Origin of the sequence: Streptomyces sp. 150FB, from assembly GCF_000818195.1 — a bacterium.
Classification (GTDB): domain Bacteria; phylum Actinomycetota; class Actinomycetes; order Streptomycetales; family Streptomycetaceae; genus Streptomyces.
In genome coordinates, this window is sequence record NZ_JTHL01000001.1 from 4,677,418 (window position 1) to 4,692,162 (window position 14,745).

Annotated in this window: 12 protein-coding genes and 1 pseudogene; 7 read left to right on the top strand and 6 right to left on the bottom strand. The window is 71.6% G+C overall.

The genetic code is table 11. The features are described 5' to 3' along the window. Positions 1–92: 92 nt before the first annotated feature. From pdhA to QR77_RS20060, 6 genes are all read left to right on the top strand, one after another. A complete protein-coding gene (pdhA, locus tag QR77_RS20035) occupies positions 93–1,262 on the top strand; it encodes a pyruvate dehydrogenase (acetyl-transferring) E1 component subunit alpha (protein WP_040023406.1) in 1,170 nt (389 codons plus the stop codon). Continuing rightward, positions 1,259–2,263 carry an alpha-ketoacid dehydrogenase subunit beta gene (locus tag QR77_RS20040; protein ID WP_040023407.1) on the top strand — a complete coding sequence of 335 codons (1,005 nt, stop codon included), beginning with the start codon at positions 1,259–1,261 and terminating at the stop codon, positions 2,261–2,263. The genes pdhA and QR77_RS20040 overlap by 4 nt, the downstream gene beginning before the upstream one ends. Beyond that, positions 2,263–3,642: a dihydrolipoamide acetyltransferase family protein gene (locus QR77_RS20045; RefSeq protein WP_040023408.1), complete on the top strand. Its 1,380-nt coding sequence runs from the start codon at positions 2,263–2,265 to the stop codon at positions 3,640–3,642. Before QR77_RS20040 ends, QR77_RS20045 begins: the two co-directional genes overlap by 1 nt. A 154-nt stretch (positions 3,643–3,796) precedes the next feature. Next, the gene (locus tag QR77_RS20050) at positions 3,797–4,687 is read left to right on the top strand and encodes an NTP transferase domain-containing protein (RefSeq protein ID WP_040023410.1); all 891 of its coding nucleotides are present in this window, start codon (positions 3,797–3,799) and stop codon (positions 4,685–4,687) included. Next, complete coding sequence (locus QR77_RS20055; RefSeq protein ID WP_052488909.1) at positions 4,684–6,174, top strand: molybdopterin molybdotransferase MoeA; 1,491 nt, start codon at positions 4,684–4,686, stop codon at positions 6,172–6,174. The genes QR77_RS20050 and QR77_RS20055 overlap by 4 nt, the downstream gene beginning before the upstream one ends. Continuing rightward, entirely contained in the window at positions 6,171–7,244 is a 1,074-nt protein-coding gene (locus QR77_RS20060) for a potassium channel family protein (RefSeq protein WP_052488910.1), read from the top strand. Before QR77_RS20055 ends, QR77_RS20060 begins: the two co-directional genes overlap by 4 nt. Positions 7,245–7,293: 49 nt before the next feature. On the opposite strand, the gene QR77_RS20065 is transcribed toward QR77_RS20060, so the two are convergent. From QR77_RS20065 to QR77_RS20080, 4 genes are all read right to left on the bottom strand, one after another. Next, entirely contained in the window at positions 7,294–8,256 is a 963-nt protein-coding gene (locus QR77_RS20065; RefSeq protein ID WP_040023413.1) for a ribose-phosphate pyrophosphokinase, read from the bottom strand. Positions 8,257–8,384: 128 nt separating this feature from the next. Continuing rightward, on the bottom strand, positions 8,385–10,178 hold the full coding sequence (locus QR77_RS20070) for an ABC transporter permease (protein WP_040023414.1): 1,794 nt from the start codon (positions 10,176–10,178) through the stop codon (positions 8,385–8,387). A gap of 5 nt (positions 10,179–10,183) precedes the next feature. Next, positions 10,184–10,921: an ABC transporter ATP-binding protein gene (locus QR77_RS20075; protein WP_040023416.1), complete on the bottom strand. Its 738-nt coding sequence runs from the start codon at positions 10,919–10,921 to the stop codon at positions 10,184–10,186. Beyond that, positions 10,918–11,442 (bottom strand): PadR family transcriptional regulator, encoded by a 525-nt coding sequence (locus tag QR77_RS20080; RefSeq protein WP_040023417.1) that lies wholly within the window; start codon positions 11,440–11,442, stop codon positions 10,918–10,920. The genes QR77_RS20075 and QR77_RS20080 overlap by 4 nt, the downstream gene beginning before the upstream one ends. Positions 11,443–11,651: 209 nt before the next feature. On the opposite strand from QR77_RS20080, the gene QR77_RS20085 reads away from it, so the two are divergent. Further along, a complete protein-coding gene (locus QR77_RS20085; protein WP_040023418.1) occupies positions 11,652–12,641 on the top strand; it encodes an NAD(P)H-quinone oxidoreductase in 990 nt (329 codons plus the stop codon). Between the two features lie 106 nt (positions 12,642–12,747). Here the strand turns inward: QR77_RS20085 and QR77_RS20090 are convergent, their stop codons facing one another. After that, the gene (locus QR77_RS20090; RefSeq protein WP_063798054.1) at positions 12,748–13,299 is read right to left on the bottom strand and encodes a proteasome activator; all 552 of its coding nucleotides are present in this window, start codon (positions 13,297–13,299) and stop codon (positions 12,748–12,750) included. 101 nt (positions 13,300–13,400) lie between these two features. After that, positions 13,401–14,745: pseudogene (locus tag QR77_RS20095) on the bottom strand (ABC transporter permease); the annotation flags it as partial.

Below are 14,745 nucleotides of genomic sequence, written 5' to 3' on the forward strand. Positions count from 1 at the left end.
TAGCCAAAATGCCCGGGCGACCGAACAATCGGTAGGTGAGGTGCTGCTTCCCCGGCACTCTCCCCTTGCCCGCTCCCACGAGGAGGTGCCGCGTGCAGAACAGCCGTACGCCGGTCCAGGAACCGCCCGGTGCGCCGGGCCGGTCGGCGGAGACCCCGCCGTCGGTACGCGCGCTCGGCGCCGACCCCGCCCCGCTGCTCCCCGACGCCGAGCCGTTCCGCGTACTCGGCACGGACGCCGCCGCCGGCGCCGATTCCGCGCTGCTGCTCAGGCTGTACGGCGAGCTGGTCAGCGGCCGCAGATTCAACGCGCAGGCCACCGCCCTCACCAAGCAGGGCAGGCTCGCCGTCTACCCGTCCAGCACGGGTCAGGAGGCCTGCGAGGTCGCGGCGGCGCTCGTCCTGCGGGAGCAGGACTGGCTCTTCCCCAGCTACCGCGACTCGCTGGCCGCCGTGGCGCGCGGGCTCGATCCCGTCGAGGTGCTGACGCTGCTGCGCGGCGACTGGCACACCGGCTACGACCCGCACCTGCACCGCGTCGCGCCGCTCTCCACACCGCTCGCCACCCAGCTTCCGCACGCCGTCGGCCTCGCGCACGCCGCCCGGCTCAAGGGGGACGACGTGGTCGCGCTCGCCCTGGTGGGCGACGGCGGCACGAGCGAGGGCGACTTCCACGAGGCGCTGAACTTCGCCGCCGTATGGCAGGCGCCGGTCGTCTTCCTCGTCCAGAACAACGGCTTCGCGATCTCCGTACCGCTCGCCAAGCAGAGCGCGGCGCCCTCGCTCGCCCACAAGGCCGTCGGGTACGGCATGCCGGGCCGGCTGGTCGACGGGAACGACGCCGTCGCGGTCCACACGGTGCTCGCCGAGGCCATCGAGCGGGCCAGGAGTGGCGGCGGCCCGACCCTAGTCGAGGCCCTCACCTACCGCATCGACGCCCACACGAACGCCGACGACGCGACCCGCTACCGCGACGCTGCCGAGGTCGAGGCCTGGCGCGCGCACGACCCGATCCGGCTGATCGAGGACGAGCTGACCGGGCGCGGGGCGCTGGACGAGGACGGCATCAGGGAAGCGGCCCGGACGGCGGACGAGATGGCGGCGCGGCTGCGCGAGCGGATGAACGCGGATCCGGTGCTCGACCCCATGGACCTCTTCGCGCACGTCTACGCCGAGCAGACGTCCCAGCTCCGCGAGCAGGCGGCGGCGCTGCGGGCCGAACTGGAAGCGGCGGACGGCCAGGACACGGGTGAGGGGCGATGACGACAGTCGCTGTGAAGCCGGCCACGATGGCCCAGGCCCTGCGGCGCGCGCTGCGCGACGCGATGGCGGAGGACCCGGCGGTGCACGTCTTCGGTGAGGACGTCGGCACGCTCGGCGGGGTCTTCCGGATCACCGACGGCCTCGCCGCCGAGTTCGGCGACGACCGCTGCGCCGACACCCCGCTCGCCGAGGCCGGCATCCTCGGGGCGGCTGTCGGGATGGCGATGTACGGGCTGCGGCCCGTGGTGGAGATGCAGTTCGACGCGTTCGCCTACCCGTCGTTCGAGCAGCTCGTCAGCCATGTGTCGAAGATGCGCAACCGTACGCGGGGCGCGATGCCGCTGCCGATCACCATCCGGATTCCGTACGGCGGCGGGATCGGCGGCGTCGAGCACCACAGCGACTCCTCCGAGGCGTACTACATGGCGACGCCGGGACTCCATGTCGTCACCCCGGCGACGGTCGACGACGCGTACGGGCTGCTGCGGGCGGCGATCGCCTCCGACGATCCTGTGGTCTTCATGGAGCCGAAGCGGCTGTACTGGGCGAAGGCGGACTGGTCCCCGGACGCCCCCGCAGCGGTGGAGCCGATCGGCCGGGCCGTCGTCAGGCGCCGGGGCAGCAGCGCGACGCTGATCACCTACGGCCCCTGTGTGCCGGTCTGTCTGGAGGCGGCGGAAGCGGCGCGCGCGGAGGGCTGGGACCTGGAGGTGGTGGATCTGCGCTCGCTGGTGCCGTTCGACGACGAGACCGTCGCGGCTTCGGTGCGGCGCACCGGGCGCGCGGTTGTCGTCCATGAATCCACCGGTTTCGGCGGTCCCGGCGGAGAGATCGCCGCCCGGGTCACCGAGCGGTGTTTTCATCATCTTGAAGCACCTGTGCTCAGGGTGGCCGGATACGATATTCCGTATGCGCCTCCCATGTTGGAGAGGCACCATCTGCCGGGAGTCGACCGGGTGCTGGACGCGGTCGCACGGCTCCAGTGGGAGGCGGAGAGCTGATGCCCCATGTCCTCGAATTCAAGCTGCCGGACCTCGGCGAGGGTCTGACCGAGGCGGAGATCGTCCGCTGGCTGGTGGCGGTGGGCGATGTCGTCGCCGTCGATCAGCCGGTCGTCGAGGTCGAGACGGCCAAGGCGATGGTGGAGGTCCCGTGTCCGTACGGCGGCGTGGTGACGGCGCGCTTCGGCGACGAGGGCACGGAGCTGCCGGTCGGCGCCCCGCTGCTGACGGTGGCGGTGGGGGCGTCCGGCACGGAGCCGTCCCCGGCGCCGGCGGCTCCCGAGCGGACGGGTTCTGAGCCGGCCGACTCACCGGGCGACTCGCCGGGCGCGGATTCCGGTTCCGGCAATGTGCTCGTCGGGTACGGCACGGGGGCCCCGGCGGCGCGCAGGCGGCGCGTCCGCCCCGAGCCGTTCCGTACGCGTGCCGCTCCCGCGTCTGTCCCCGCACCGGTCGCCGCACCGGTCACCCCGGCGGCGAACGGTACGGCGGTGGCGGGCCCTGTCCAGGTCGTGTCGCCGCTGGTGCGGCGGCTCGCCAGGGAGAACGGTCTCGATCTGCGGGCGCTGTCCGGATCGGGGCGCGACGGCCTGATCCTGCGCTCCGACGTCGAGCAGGCGATCCGGCAGTCCGCCACGAGCACACCGCCCGCCACGCCCGCACCCGGCGCGGGTACGTCCGCACAGGCCGGTGCCGTCCGGGTGCCGCTGAAGGGCGTACGGGGCGCGGTCGCCGACAAGTTGTCCCGCAGCCGGCACGAAATCCCGGACGCCACCTGCTGGGTCGACGCCGACGCGACGGAACTGCTGGCGGCGCGCTCGGCGATGAACGCGCCGGGCGGCCCGAAGATCTCGCTCCTCGCCCTCCTGGCGCGTATCTGCACGGCGGCGCTCGTCCGCCATCCCGAGCTGAACTCCACGGTCGACACGGCCGCCAGGGAGATCGTGCGGCTCCCCGAGATCCATCTGGGCTTCGCCGCGCACACCGACCGGGGCCTGGTCGTCCCCGTCGTACGGGACGCGCACGCGCGCTCGGCCGAGTCGCTGAGCGCGGAGTTCGCGCGGCTCACGGAGGCGGGCAGGGCGGGGACGCTGACGCCGGGCGATCTGACCGGCGGCACCTTCACGCTCAACAACTACGGCGTGTTCGGCGTCGACGGCTCCACCCCGATCATCAACCACCCGGAGGCCGCGATGCTCGGGGTCGGCCGGATCATGCCCAAGCCATGGGTCCACCAGGGCGAGTTGGCGGTCCGCCACGTGGTACAGCTCTCCCTCACCTTCGACCACCGTGTCTGCGACGGCGGCACGGCGGGCGGCTTCCTGCGCTATGTGGCCGACTGCGTCGAACAGCCGGCGGTGCTGCTGCGCAGCGTGTAGCGGCTCTGCGGGCGGCAGGCTGCGGGCTGCGGGCTGCCGCCGGCGGGGGAATTCTCCGGAAATCGACGGGAGCGCGCAGCGAAGTCCCCCTACGGGATCAGCACACATCACTGAGCGGGGCTTCGAATAGGCGATCGCGGATCATACTTCAGCCATGACCGCGTATGACGTGATCGTGCTCGCCGGAGGTGCCGCGAAGCGGCTCGGCGGCGCCGACAAGCCAGGGGTGCGGGTCGGCGGCCGCGCGCTGCTCGACCGGGTGCTCGGCGCCTGCGAGGGCGCCGGCCGCTCCGTCGTCGTGGGCGGCAGACGCCCGACCGTACGACCGGTGCGGTGGACCCGTGAGGACCCGCCCGGTGGCGGACCGCTCGCCGCGCTCGACGCGGGGGTACGGTGCGTCGACGCGGCGACCGTTCTTGTCCTCTCCGCCGACCTTCCCTTCCTGGGGGAGGAGACGGTGAGCCGGCTGATCGGGACGCTGGAGACCAGTGGCAAGGAGGCGGCGCTGCTCACCGACGCCGACGGCCGCGACCAACCGCTGGTCGCCGCCTACCGCACCGAGCCGCTGCGCCGCGAGATCGCCCTCCTCGCCACTGAGTACGGCGGCCTCGCCGGGCTGCCGCTGCGTCTGCTGTCACACGAACTTGACCTTGCCCGGGTCGATGCCGATCCCTTCGCTTCCTTCGACTGCGACACCTGGGAAGACATCTCCACAGCCCGGGCCCGCATCAGGGAGCATGGGATCGTGCTGGACGAATGGATCACCGCAGCCAAGGACGAACTCGGCATCGAACTCGATGTCGACACGGGCGTCCTCCTCGACCTCGCCCGCGACGCCGCGCACGGCGTCGCGAGGCCGGCGGCGCCGCTGACGACCTTCCTGGTCGGCTACGCGGCGGCCAAGGCAGGCGGAGGCCCCGAAGCGGTCGCCGAGGCCTCCCGCAAGGCCGCCGCGCTCGCGCTGCGCTGGGCGGACGAGGGCGAATCCGGTACCGAATCCGGGTCCAAGAAGGCCGACGGGTCCAAGGGGGCCGATGCCGGATGATGCCCCAGGACCACGAGGTCGAGGGAATCGAGGACGCGCTGGCGCTGGTCGGCAGGCGTCCGGCGCGTGAAGCGGGCCGGTCGCGCGACAACGCCGAGTCGTACGACACCGGCCCGCCGCGCGGCCCGGGTCCGGGCCAGGGCGGTCAGCCGCCCAAGGCGCCCCGGCAGGACGGCACCCCCTGGGCCGCCGCCCGCGCTCTCGCGGCGCGCTCCGGACGCTCCGGCAGGCCGGAGCCGGACACGCGCTCCCATCGTGTCCCCCTCGGCCGGGCCTTGGGTGAGGTGCTCGCAGAGCCGCTGGTAGCCCTCACGGATCTGCCGTCCTTCGACACCTCGGCGATGGACGGCTGGGCGGTCTCGGGCCCCGGCCCGTGGACCGTACAGAAGCCGGAGACGGACGCGGGGACGACGAAAAAGGCGCCGAAAGACGCGCCGAAAGACGCGCCGAAAGACGCGCCGAAGGACGCGGCAACGGGCCAGGAGGGCGACGGCATCAGTGGCATCCTCGCCGGTCACGGCCCCTCGGAGCCGCTGCCCGACGGCGCGGCCGTACGGATCGCAACCGGCGCCCGGGTCCCGCCCGACACGACCGCCGTGATCCGCAGCGAACACTCCCGTACGGACAACAGCGGCCACCTCCACGCCCGGCACGAGGTGATCCCCGGCCAGGACATCAGGCCGCGCGGCCAGGAGTGCGGTTCCGGCGACCGGCTGCTGCCGGCGGGTACGCAGGTGACGCCCGCCGTACTCGGTCTCGCGGCGGCGGCCGGGTACGACGAGCTGGTCACCGTCCCGCGCCCGCGCGTCGAGGTGCTCGTCCTCGGCGACGAGCTGCTCACCGAGGGGCTCCCCCACGACGGGTTCATCCGCGACGCCCTCGGCCCGATGATCGAACCCTGGCTGCGCGGACTCGGCGCCGAGGTCATCGCCACCCGCCGTATCGGTGACGACGCCGAGGCGCTGTACCGCGCGGTCACCGAGTCCACCGCCGAACTGGTCATCACCACGGGCGGTACCGCCGGCGGCCCCGTCGACCATGTGCACCCGGTGCTCGCCAAAGCGGGCGCCGAGCTGCTGGTCGACGGTGTCGCCGTACGCCCCGGCCACCCGATGGTGCTCGCGCGACTGCCATCGGGACGCCATCTCGTGGGCCTGCCCGGCAATCCGCTGGCCGCGGTCTCGGGTCTGCTGACGCTGGCCGAGCCGCTGTTGCACGCGTTGGCGGGGCGTACGGGCACGGGTCCGTACCCCGAGGCCGTACGCGACGACGTGAGTGGCCACCCGTACGACACGCGCCTTGTGCCCTTCGTACACGGTGATAACGGGCTCGTACCGCTGCACTACAACGGCCCGGCCATGCTGCGCGGGATCGCCGCCGCCGACGGCCTCGCGGTCGTGCCACCGGGCGGTGCGCGGCGAGGCGAGGAGCTGGAAGTGCTCGAACTGCCCTGGGCGTCCTCGGCCGACGGCGGGTGTTTCACGTGAAACTTCCCGGCCATGACGCGATAGCCAGGAACGCCGATGACCATCTGGTCGCCGCCCGGGTGAGACTCCCGCGCCGCAAGATAAACAAGCCGCTGGTCCAGGTGGGGCGCCGTCTGGTGATGGCGCTGCTGGTCCTGTTCGCCACGGTGTTCATCGTCTGGATCGACAGAAGCGGCTATCACGACAACTCCGACGACGCCGTCGACTTCCTCGACTCCGTCTACTACGCGACCGTCACCCTCTCCACCACGGGGTACGGCGATATCGTCCCGTACAGCGACGGCGCGCGGCTCGTGAACGTGCTGCTGGTGACCCCGCTGCGGGTGCTCTTCCTCATCATCCTGGTCGGTACCACTCTCGAAGTGCTCACGGAGCGCACCCGTGAGGAGTGGCGGCAGAACCGCTGGAGGTCCCACTTGCGCGACCACACCGTCATCGTCGGCTACGGCACCAAAGGCCGTTCGGCGATGCAGACTCTGTGTGCCACGGGCATCAAGAAGGACCAGATCGTGGTCGTCGACCCGTCCGGCAAGGTGATCGAGGCAGCGAACGCCGAAGGCTTCGTCGGTGTCATCGGCGACGCGACCCGCAGCGATGTCCTGCTGCGGGCCGAGGTGCAGAGAGCCCGTCAGATCGTCATCGCCACCCAGCGCGACGATACGGCGGTCCTGGTCACGCTGACCGCGCGTCAGCTCAACAGAGGCGCGAAGATCGTCGCCGCGGTACGCGAGGAGGAGAACGCGCCGCTGCTGCGCCAGTCCGGCGCCGACGGAGTGATCACCAGCGCCAGCGCGGCGGGCCGGCTGCTCGGCCTCTCCGTACTCAGCCCCATGGCGGGCACGGTGATGGAGGACCTGATCCAGCAGGGCAGCGGCCTCGACCTCATCGAACGCCCCGTCATAAAGGCCGAGGTGGGCCGGAATGTGCGGGAGACGGACGACTTGGTGGTGAGCGTGGTGCGGGGCCACCGGCTGCTCGGGTACGACGACCCGGCGGCGAGCCCGCTCCAGCTCACGGACCGTCTGATCACCATCATCCGGGCGCATGGGGCCACGGCGTCCGGCGCCTGACGGACAACTCGGGACGGCAGCTCCGGACGGCTGGACAGCTCCGGACGTCTCAGGAGGAGGAGGCGTCGTCGAACAGGGCGCTCACCGACTCGCCGTTGTGGATCCGGCGTACGGCCTCGGCCAGCGCCGGAGCGATCGACAGCACCCGCAGCTTCTCGGTGTGCTCAGCGATCGGGATCGGCACGGTGTTCGTGCACACGATCTCCAGCACGTCGGGCTGATCCGAGAGCCGCTTGAGCGCGCCTCCGGCGAACAGGCCGTGGGTGCAGGCGACCCGGATGGAGCGCGGGCCCATCTCCCGCAGCCGGTCGAGGAGTTCGAGGACCGTACTGCCCTTGGCGATCTCGTCGTCCAGGACGATCACGTCCCGGTCCGTGATGTCGCCGATGACGCTGCTGATGCTGACCCGGTCGTCGGCGAACCGCTGCTTGGCCCCGGCGGCGACCTGTGCCCCCAGCATGCGCGCGAAGGCCGCAGCCTCCTTGGCGTTGCCCAGGTCGGGCGAGACGACCGTGGTCCTCGACGGGTCGTGGCCCGGGAAGCCGCGGAAGTGGTCGGCCAGCTCGCGCAGCGCGTGGAGGTGGTCGACCGGTACGGAGAAGAACCCGTGCACCTGCGGGGAGTGCAGCGTCATCGCCAGCACCCGGCCGGCCCCCGAGGCGACCAGGAGATCGGCCACCAGCCGCCCGCCGATGGAGATGCGCGGCGCGTCCTTCTTGTCGGAGCGCGCGTACGAGTAGTGCGGCATGACGACGGTGATCCGCCCGGCCGACGCGCCACGCGCCGCGTCGCACATCAGCAGCAGTTCGACCAGGTTCTCCTGCACCGGTGTGACCAGCGGCTGCACGAGGAAGACGTCGCGTTCACGGCAGTTGGCCTGGAGCTGCACCTCCAGACAGTCGTTGGCGAACCGGCTGACCCGTGCGGGGCTGAGAGGGACCCCCAGATGCGCACAGACCTCCTTCGCCAACTCGGGATGAGCACTACCGCTGAATACAGCGATATCTCGCACGAAAGGCTCCTCGCCTGGTGAATCGGGGTGCACTCCTCATGCTAGTTGGCCCGGGGCAGGCGTTCTCCCTGAGCGTCCCAGGTCCTCCCGGGCGCCCGTCTCCGCTGGTCAGGGGTGGGGAGCGGCGCTCACGTCGCTTCGGCGCTGAGGGTCTGTGCCACGGACCGGTGGGCCGCGACGCGGGCGGGCAGGGCGGTGAGGAGCGCTGTCGCCAGTACGGCGGCGAGCGCTGCGGCGAACAGCGACGACACGGGCGGGTAGACCGTCCCCGCACCCGTGAAGGGCAGGCAGAAGAGTATGCCCATCGGGATGCCGACGAGGGCGCCGGGCACGGTCGGCAGGAGTTGTGCGGTGGACAGTCCGGCCGTGACCTGCCCGGGGGTGGCGCCCAGCGTGCGGGCGACGGCCATGGTGGGCCGGGCCTCCAGTGCCGTGGTCCAGGTGATCGTGAGGGTGTTCACCGCGGCGAGTGTGATCAGCGCGGCCGTGACGGCGACGATCAGATGTCGCTCCTGACCGGCCTTCAGATTGATCAGCTCGGTCGAGCCGAGCCCGTATGCCTTCACGGGCTGGGCGAAGATCATCAGCAGGCCGGTGGTCATGATCCCCGTGGCCGTGACGCTGCACGCCTGGAGGAAGGCACGACCGGGCCGGCGGGCGACCAGGCGCAGCCCGAGCAGGAGCGGGACAGGCAGCAGCGCGGACACCGAGGTCAGCCGGGCCCGCTGGACGGGCCGGCGGGCGGTGTCGGCCAGCGCGGCGACGGTTTCGGTGCGCAGGGCGTGCACGGTCGGGCCGAGGGTGGTGACCATCGCCACGGCCAGGGCGACGGCGGTCGTGATGGCGACGGTGGTGCCGGTCAGTCCGGTGCCGGTGCTGATCAGGCTGCCGGTGGGGTTGATGACGGTGGGCGCCAGCAGATGCGCCGCGGTCAGTCCCAGTGCGTCGGCGACGAGTGCCAGGATCACGTACTCGGCGAGCAGGGCGGCGGCGATAAGGCCGGGTGTGGCGCCCACGGCCTTGAGCAGTCCCACCCGGCGGGTGTGCTTGGCGGCGCGTCCCGCGGCCAGCGCGGCCATGCCGGCGATGGCGAGGAAGCTGAGCAGCCAGCTACCGACGACCAGGATGGGCTGGGTGCCCTGGAGTATCACGTCGTCCTGGGCGGCGATGAACTGCCAGGTGAAGGTGTGCACCCGGATCGCGGACGCGTGGAGGGGGTCACGGACGGAATCGGTGAACGCCTGGGTCGCGTCCGGATCGCGCAGCTTCAGATCAAGGACGGAGGTCACTTCGAGGTCCGTGGCGGCCAGCGCCCCGGCATCCGGTTCGCTCAGCCAGACGAGCCCGGCGAGGTCGCTCGGCCCGCCGCCCGGACCGATCATCTCCGCCCAGGGGTAGATGTGGTCGGCGGCGGTCACGGCTGTGCCCACGACCGGCCGTGAGCGTCCCGCGACGGTGACCTGGTCGCCGACGTGGACGCCCAGAGCGTTGGCGAAGCCGCGTTCGACCACGACGCCCCCGGGGCGTATCCAGGAGCCCGACGTCACCGACGGACGATTGATCGGGCCGGGTGTCGCTGGGGCGCCTTGCGCCACCACCTTCGCGGTGGAGCCGTGCGCGGTGAACTCCGTGTAGTACCGGAGGTACGGTCCGTTGTGGCCGACGACCCCGGGGGCGTGTTCCAGCGTCTTCAGGTGAGCGGTCGTGGCCGGGTCGCCGCCGGGCGCGAGCGCGACCATGTCCGGCCCGGCCGTCGCGGCACGCGTCTGCCGGTAGAGCGCGTCCGTCGCCCCGAGCATCGTGCCGCCCAGGGCCAGCGTGGCACTGGCGACGGTGATCGAGAGCAGGAGGATCGCGGCCTGGACGGGATGGCGGCGTACGTCGGCCACGACGAGGCGGAGCACGAGCAGGATGCGGCCCATGGCGCTCAGCCCCCCAGCCCGAGCAGGCCGTCGGTCAGCCCGGTGCTGCCCGCCAGCCAGGTGTCGTCGTCGAGTCTGCCGTCGCGCATCGATATCAGCCGGTCCGCGGTGGCGGCGACCCGCTCGTCATGCGTGACGATCACGAGCGTCTGCCCCGCCGCACGCAGGTCCTCGAAGAGCCGCTGCACTTCGAGGGTCGCCGCCGTGTCCAGATTCCCGGTCGGCTCGTCGGCCAGCAGCACCAGCGGCTCGTTCGCCAGGGCACGGGCGATGGCCACCCGCTGGCGCTGTCCCCCGGAGAGCTGCCAGGGCAGATGCCGGCCCCGGTCGGCCAGCCCGACCCGCTCAAGGAGCACGTCCGCGCGGCGCCTGGCCGCCCGCGGCGAGCGCCCGGCCAGCAGCGCGGGCAGCTCCACGTTCTCCGCCGCCGACAGCTCCTCGACCAGGTGGAAGGCCTGGAAGACGAACCCCACCGACCGGCGTCGCAGCCGGGCGAGAGCGCGCTCGCTCAGGTCGTCGATGCGCCGTCCCGACAGCCACACCTCCCCCTCGGTGGGCCGCTCCAGACCGCCCAGCAGGTGCAGCAGCGTGGACTTCCCGCAGCCGCTGGGCCCCATCACCGCCAGCATCTGTCCGGCGAACACGTCCAGGTCGACGCCGTCGACCGCGCGCACCAGACTCTCCCCCCGGCCATGACTCCTCGACAGGCCACGGGCCCGGAGCACCCCGTTGAACTCGTTCATTTGTCCTCGGATTCGTATCTGACCTTCGACCAGAATTGGTCGCAGGCCGCCAGCCAGCGCAGGTCCGCCTGAAGTCGCAGAGCGACCCCCTCCAGCAGCAGGCCGGTGGGCGAGCCGCTCGGCTCGGCCAGCAGCGCGCGCTGCGCCTCACCCAGGCGTCGCATCAGCTCGCGGCGGTGGGCGGCCACCAGCTCCACCGGGTCGGCGAGCCGGGCCGCGCTCGCCGCGGCGAGCTTGAGATGGAACTCCGCCAGATCCGGCTTCGGCCAGTCCACCTCGGTCAGCCAGGTGGCTGCCCGCTGCTGTCCGGCCGGCGTCAGCGCGTACACCTTGCGGTCCGGCGGCCCGTCCGTCCGTTCGTGGACGACCAGTCCCGCTTTTTCCAGCCGGGCGAGGGTTACGTAGACCTGGCCCGCGTTCATCGACTCGCCGAGCGGACCGAGTGCCCGCCGCAGCAACGTACGCAGGTGGTAGCCGTGCGACGGCTCCTTGGCGAGCATCGCCAGCACTACGTCTTGCATGCATCCCCCTAACGGCTAGCTAATGAATAGCGGTTATCTGTCGAAGGTGTCAACGTCGGGCTGCCGCGCGGGTCGTCACCGGCTTTGCTGAGCAGCCGAGTTGGAGTGCGAGAGGCCGAACCCCTCGGTGTACGCGCCTGGTTGGCGGCCACATACGCGAGACCGTGCTAACGGGGAGGAGCCCGGTGCCGGGGAGTAGCCTCACGGCCATGCATGCGATCACGATTCCGGAATCCGGTGGCCCCGAGGCGCTCGTCTGGGCCGAGGTGCCAGACCCCGTACCCGGCGAGGGGGAGGTGCTCGTCGACGTCGCGGCGAGCGCGGTCAACCGCGCCGATCTGTTGCAACGCCAGGGCCACTACGAGCCCCCGCCCGGCGCTTCCCCGTACCCCGGCCTGGAGTGCGCGGGGCGGATCAGCGCGCTCGGGGCCGGGGTCTCCGGCTGGGCCGTCGGGGACGAGGTGTGCGCGCTGCTGTCCGGCGGCGGGTACGCGGAGAAGGTCGCCGTCCCGTCGGGGCAGTTGCTGCCCGTACCCGACGGCATGGAGACGGCCGTCGCCGCCTCGCTCCCCGAAGTGGCCTGCACCGTCTGGTCGAACGTCTTCATGATCTCCCACCTGCGGCCCGGTGAGACGCTGCTGCTGCACGGCGGCGCGAGCGGTATCGGCACGATCGCGATCCAGCTCGCCAAGGCGCTGGGGGCACGGGTCGCCGTCACCGCAGGCAGCCCCGAGAAGCTGGCGCGCTGCGCCGAGCTGGGTGCCGACATTCTGATCAACTACCGCGACCAGGACTTCGTGGAGGAGATCCACAAGGCCACGGACGGCGCCGGCGCGGATGTCATCCTCGACATCGTCGGCGCGAAGTACCTCCAGCAGAACGTGCGGGCCCTGGCCGTCAACGGCCGCCTCGCGGTGATCGGCATGCAGGGCGGGGTGAAGGCCGAGCTGAACATCGGCGCCCTGCTGAGCAAGCGCGGAGCCATCACGGCGACCTCGCTGCGTGCCCGTCCGGCCGCCGAGAAGGCGGCGATCGTGGCCGCCGTACGCGAGCACGTGTGGCCGCTCATCGCCGACGGACACGTGCGTCCCACCGTGGACCAGCGCCTGCCGATGTCCGAGGCCGCCGAGGCGCACCGCGCCCTCGACACCGGCACCCACTTCGGCAAGATCCTGCTGATCGCGCCCTCGGCCGCCTGAGCCGAGCCCCTGCGCCCCTGAGCCGCGAGCGGCCCGGCACCCCCACCAGGTGGGTGTGCCGGGCCGCTCTCCGTCGTCCTGCCGCCGGTGTCCGCGCCGGAAGGGCCTAGAGGTACGGTCCCGAGCGGATCGCGCCGTGGCCACCCTGGCCCTCGTCGCCTTCCTCCTCCTGGACCGAACCGGGCGGCAGCGCGCGGCGCATCTGTTCGAGCTGGGCCCTGGCCGCCATCTGCTGGGCGAACAGCGCCGTCTGGATGCCGTGGAAAAGGCCCTCCAGCCAGCCCACGAGCTGCGCCTGCGCGATCCGCAGCTCAGCCTCCGAGGGGATCGCCTCGTCGGTGAAGGGAAGCGAGAGCCGCTCCAGTTCCTCGACGAGTTCCGGCGCGAGGCCGTCCTCCAGCTCCTTCACGGAGCCGGCGTGGATCTCCTTGAGCCGTACCCGGCTCGCCTCGTCAAGGGGCGCGGCCCGCACCTCCTCCAGGAGCTGCTTGATCATGCTGCCGATGCGCATGACCTTCGCCGGCTGCTCGACCATTTCCGTCACAGGGATCTCTCGCGGGTGGTCATCCCCCGCACCACCGCCGAGCGCCATCCCGTCCTGTCCCACCACGAGGACAGGGGGGCTGTCCTGCGACCGTTCGTTCCTCGGCATGTCCATGGGTCCATTGTCTCGCACATGCGCATGGGGCACGCGGTGTGCCCCCGTACGAAGGTGTTCGCACCTGTCGTACGGGGGCACACGGCCGTCTCACCCGGCGCTCACGCCTCCGCCCGGCGGGCCAGCGAGCCGCGCGAGCGTGTGACCAGGGCCGCCAGCAGCGCCGCGCCCAGCGGTACGGCGATCAGCAGAGCCGCCAGCGTCCCCCACGGCACGACGATCGGGACGTACGGCAGCGTCGCGCCGCCCGAGCCGCTGTTCAGCGCGTTCTCGTACATGGCCATCTGATGCCTGCGGTCCGTGAGCCGCAGCCCGATCGCGGGCAGGACGCCCGCCAGCGAGCCGAGCACCACACCCATCACGGCCACCACCCCGCACTGGAACCCGCTCAGTGTCCTGCGTACGCGGGTCGGCGCGCCCACGGCGGCCAGTGTCTTGAGGTCGGCCTCGGCGTCGGCCTGGGCGAGACCGGTCGCGATACCGGCGGCGCCGATGGTGATCAGCCCGGCGAAGACGGACAGCGCGAGCAGCACGATGTTGTTCTTGCTCGTGTAGCCCTTCTCGATCCGGAGGTTGACCTGGCTTCCTGTCTTGTCCAGTTCGGAGCTGAGCTGCTGTTCCTGCGCGCTGGTGGGCATGCTCGTGGTCGAGAAGAACGCCCCCACCGGGGCAGTGCCGAGGCCGGCGGCCTTGGCCGTCGCCGGTGACATCAGCGCCGAGATGCCGTAGGGGTTCTGGTCCGCCGGGATCTGGTGTGCCGTGAACTGCTTGACGACGCCCGGGTACTCCTTCCCCTGGTCGCGGGCCTTCTGCTCCTTGTCGATGTCGTCGACGATCTTGATGTCGGCCTTGTCGCTCTTGGTCTTGTCGGTGTTGTCGGTGTTGTCGGTTTTTTCAGTGTTATCGGTGTTGTTGACGTATCTCTTGTCGAGGATGACCAACTGCCCCGCCGCCAGCGCCTTGCCGGCCGTCGGGTCGTCGATGCCGAGCACCTTCAGCAGCTTCGTGTCACCGACCGCCACATCGATGCCGCTGAAGACGTCGCTGCTCTTGCAGCGCCAGTCGCCGACGAGCTTGCGGCGCTCGGCCGTGCTGAACTTGGCTGCCGGATCCACGCCGTCCGGCGTGCTGTCATCGCTCCACAGCGGGCACTGGTTGGCCTTGGGGACGACCAACTCGTAGCTTCCGCACCCGGCATCCCTCGCCATGGACTGCGAACAGCTCGCGTTGCCGACGACGATCCGGTCGACGTCGGCCTCCACGTCCACGGGCAGGTTCTTCTGGATCGCCGACCGGGCGGCAGGCACGTCCCGGCCGCCGTCCTCGTTGATCATGACGGAGACCGCGCCGTACGGAAGCGACGGCTGGTAGGCGGCCTTGTTCTGGGCGTCGTCGCTCGCCGCGTACATGGCCACGGCCACGGTGCCGGCGACGGCGGCCAGCACG

What these genes read in the sequence shown, in the direction of transcription:
- QR77_RS20040 (WP_040023407.1), top strand. Translation starts at nt 1,259, where the DNA reads ATGACGACAGTCGCTGTGAAGCCGGCCACGATGGCCCAGGCCCTGCGG.
- QR77_RS20045 (WP_040023408.1), top strand. Translation starts at nt 2,263, where the DNA reads ATGCCCCATGTCCTCGAATTCAAGCTGCCGGACCTCGGCGAGGGTCTG.
- QR77_RS20050 (WP_040023410.1), top strand. Translation starts at nt 3,797, where the DNA reads ATGACCGCGTATGACGTGATCGTGCTCGCCGGAGGTGCCGCGAAGCGG.
- QR77_RS20055 (WP_052488909.1), top strand. Translation starts at nt 4,684, where the DNA reads ATGATGCCCCAGGACCACGAGGTCGAGGGAATCGAGGACGCGCTGGCG.
- QR77_RS20070 (WP_040023414.1), bottom strand. Translation starts at nt 10,178, where the DNA reads ATGGGCCGCATCCTGCTCGTGCTCCGCCTCGTCGTGGCCGACGTACGC.
- QR77_RS20075 (WP_040023416.1), bottom strand. Translation starts at nt 10,921, where the DNA reads ATGAACGAGTTCAACGGGGTGCTCCGGGCCCGTGGCCTGTCGAGGAGT.
- QR77_RS20080 (WP_040023417.1), bottom strand. Translation starts at nt 11,442, where the DNA reads ATGCAAGACGTAGTGCTGGCGATGCTCGCCAAGGAGCCGTCGCACGGC.
- QR77_RS20085 (WP_040023418.1), top strand. Translation starts at nt 11,652, where the DNA reads ATGCATGCGATCACGATTCCGGAATCCGGTGGCCCCGAGGCGCTCGTC.
- QR77_RS20090 (WP_063798054.1), bottom strand. Translation starts at nt 13,299, where the DNA reads ATGGACATGCCGAGGAACGAACGGTCGCAGGACAGCCCCCCTGTCCTC.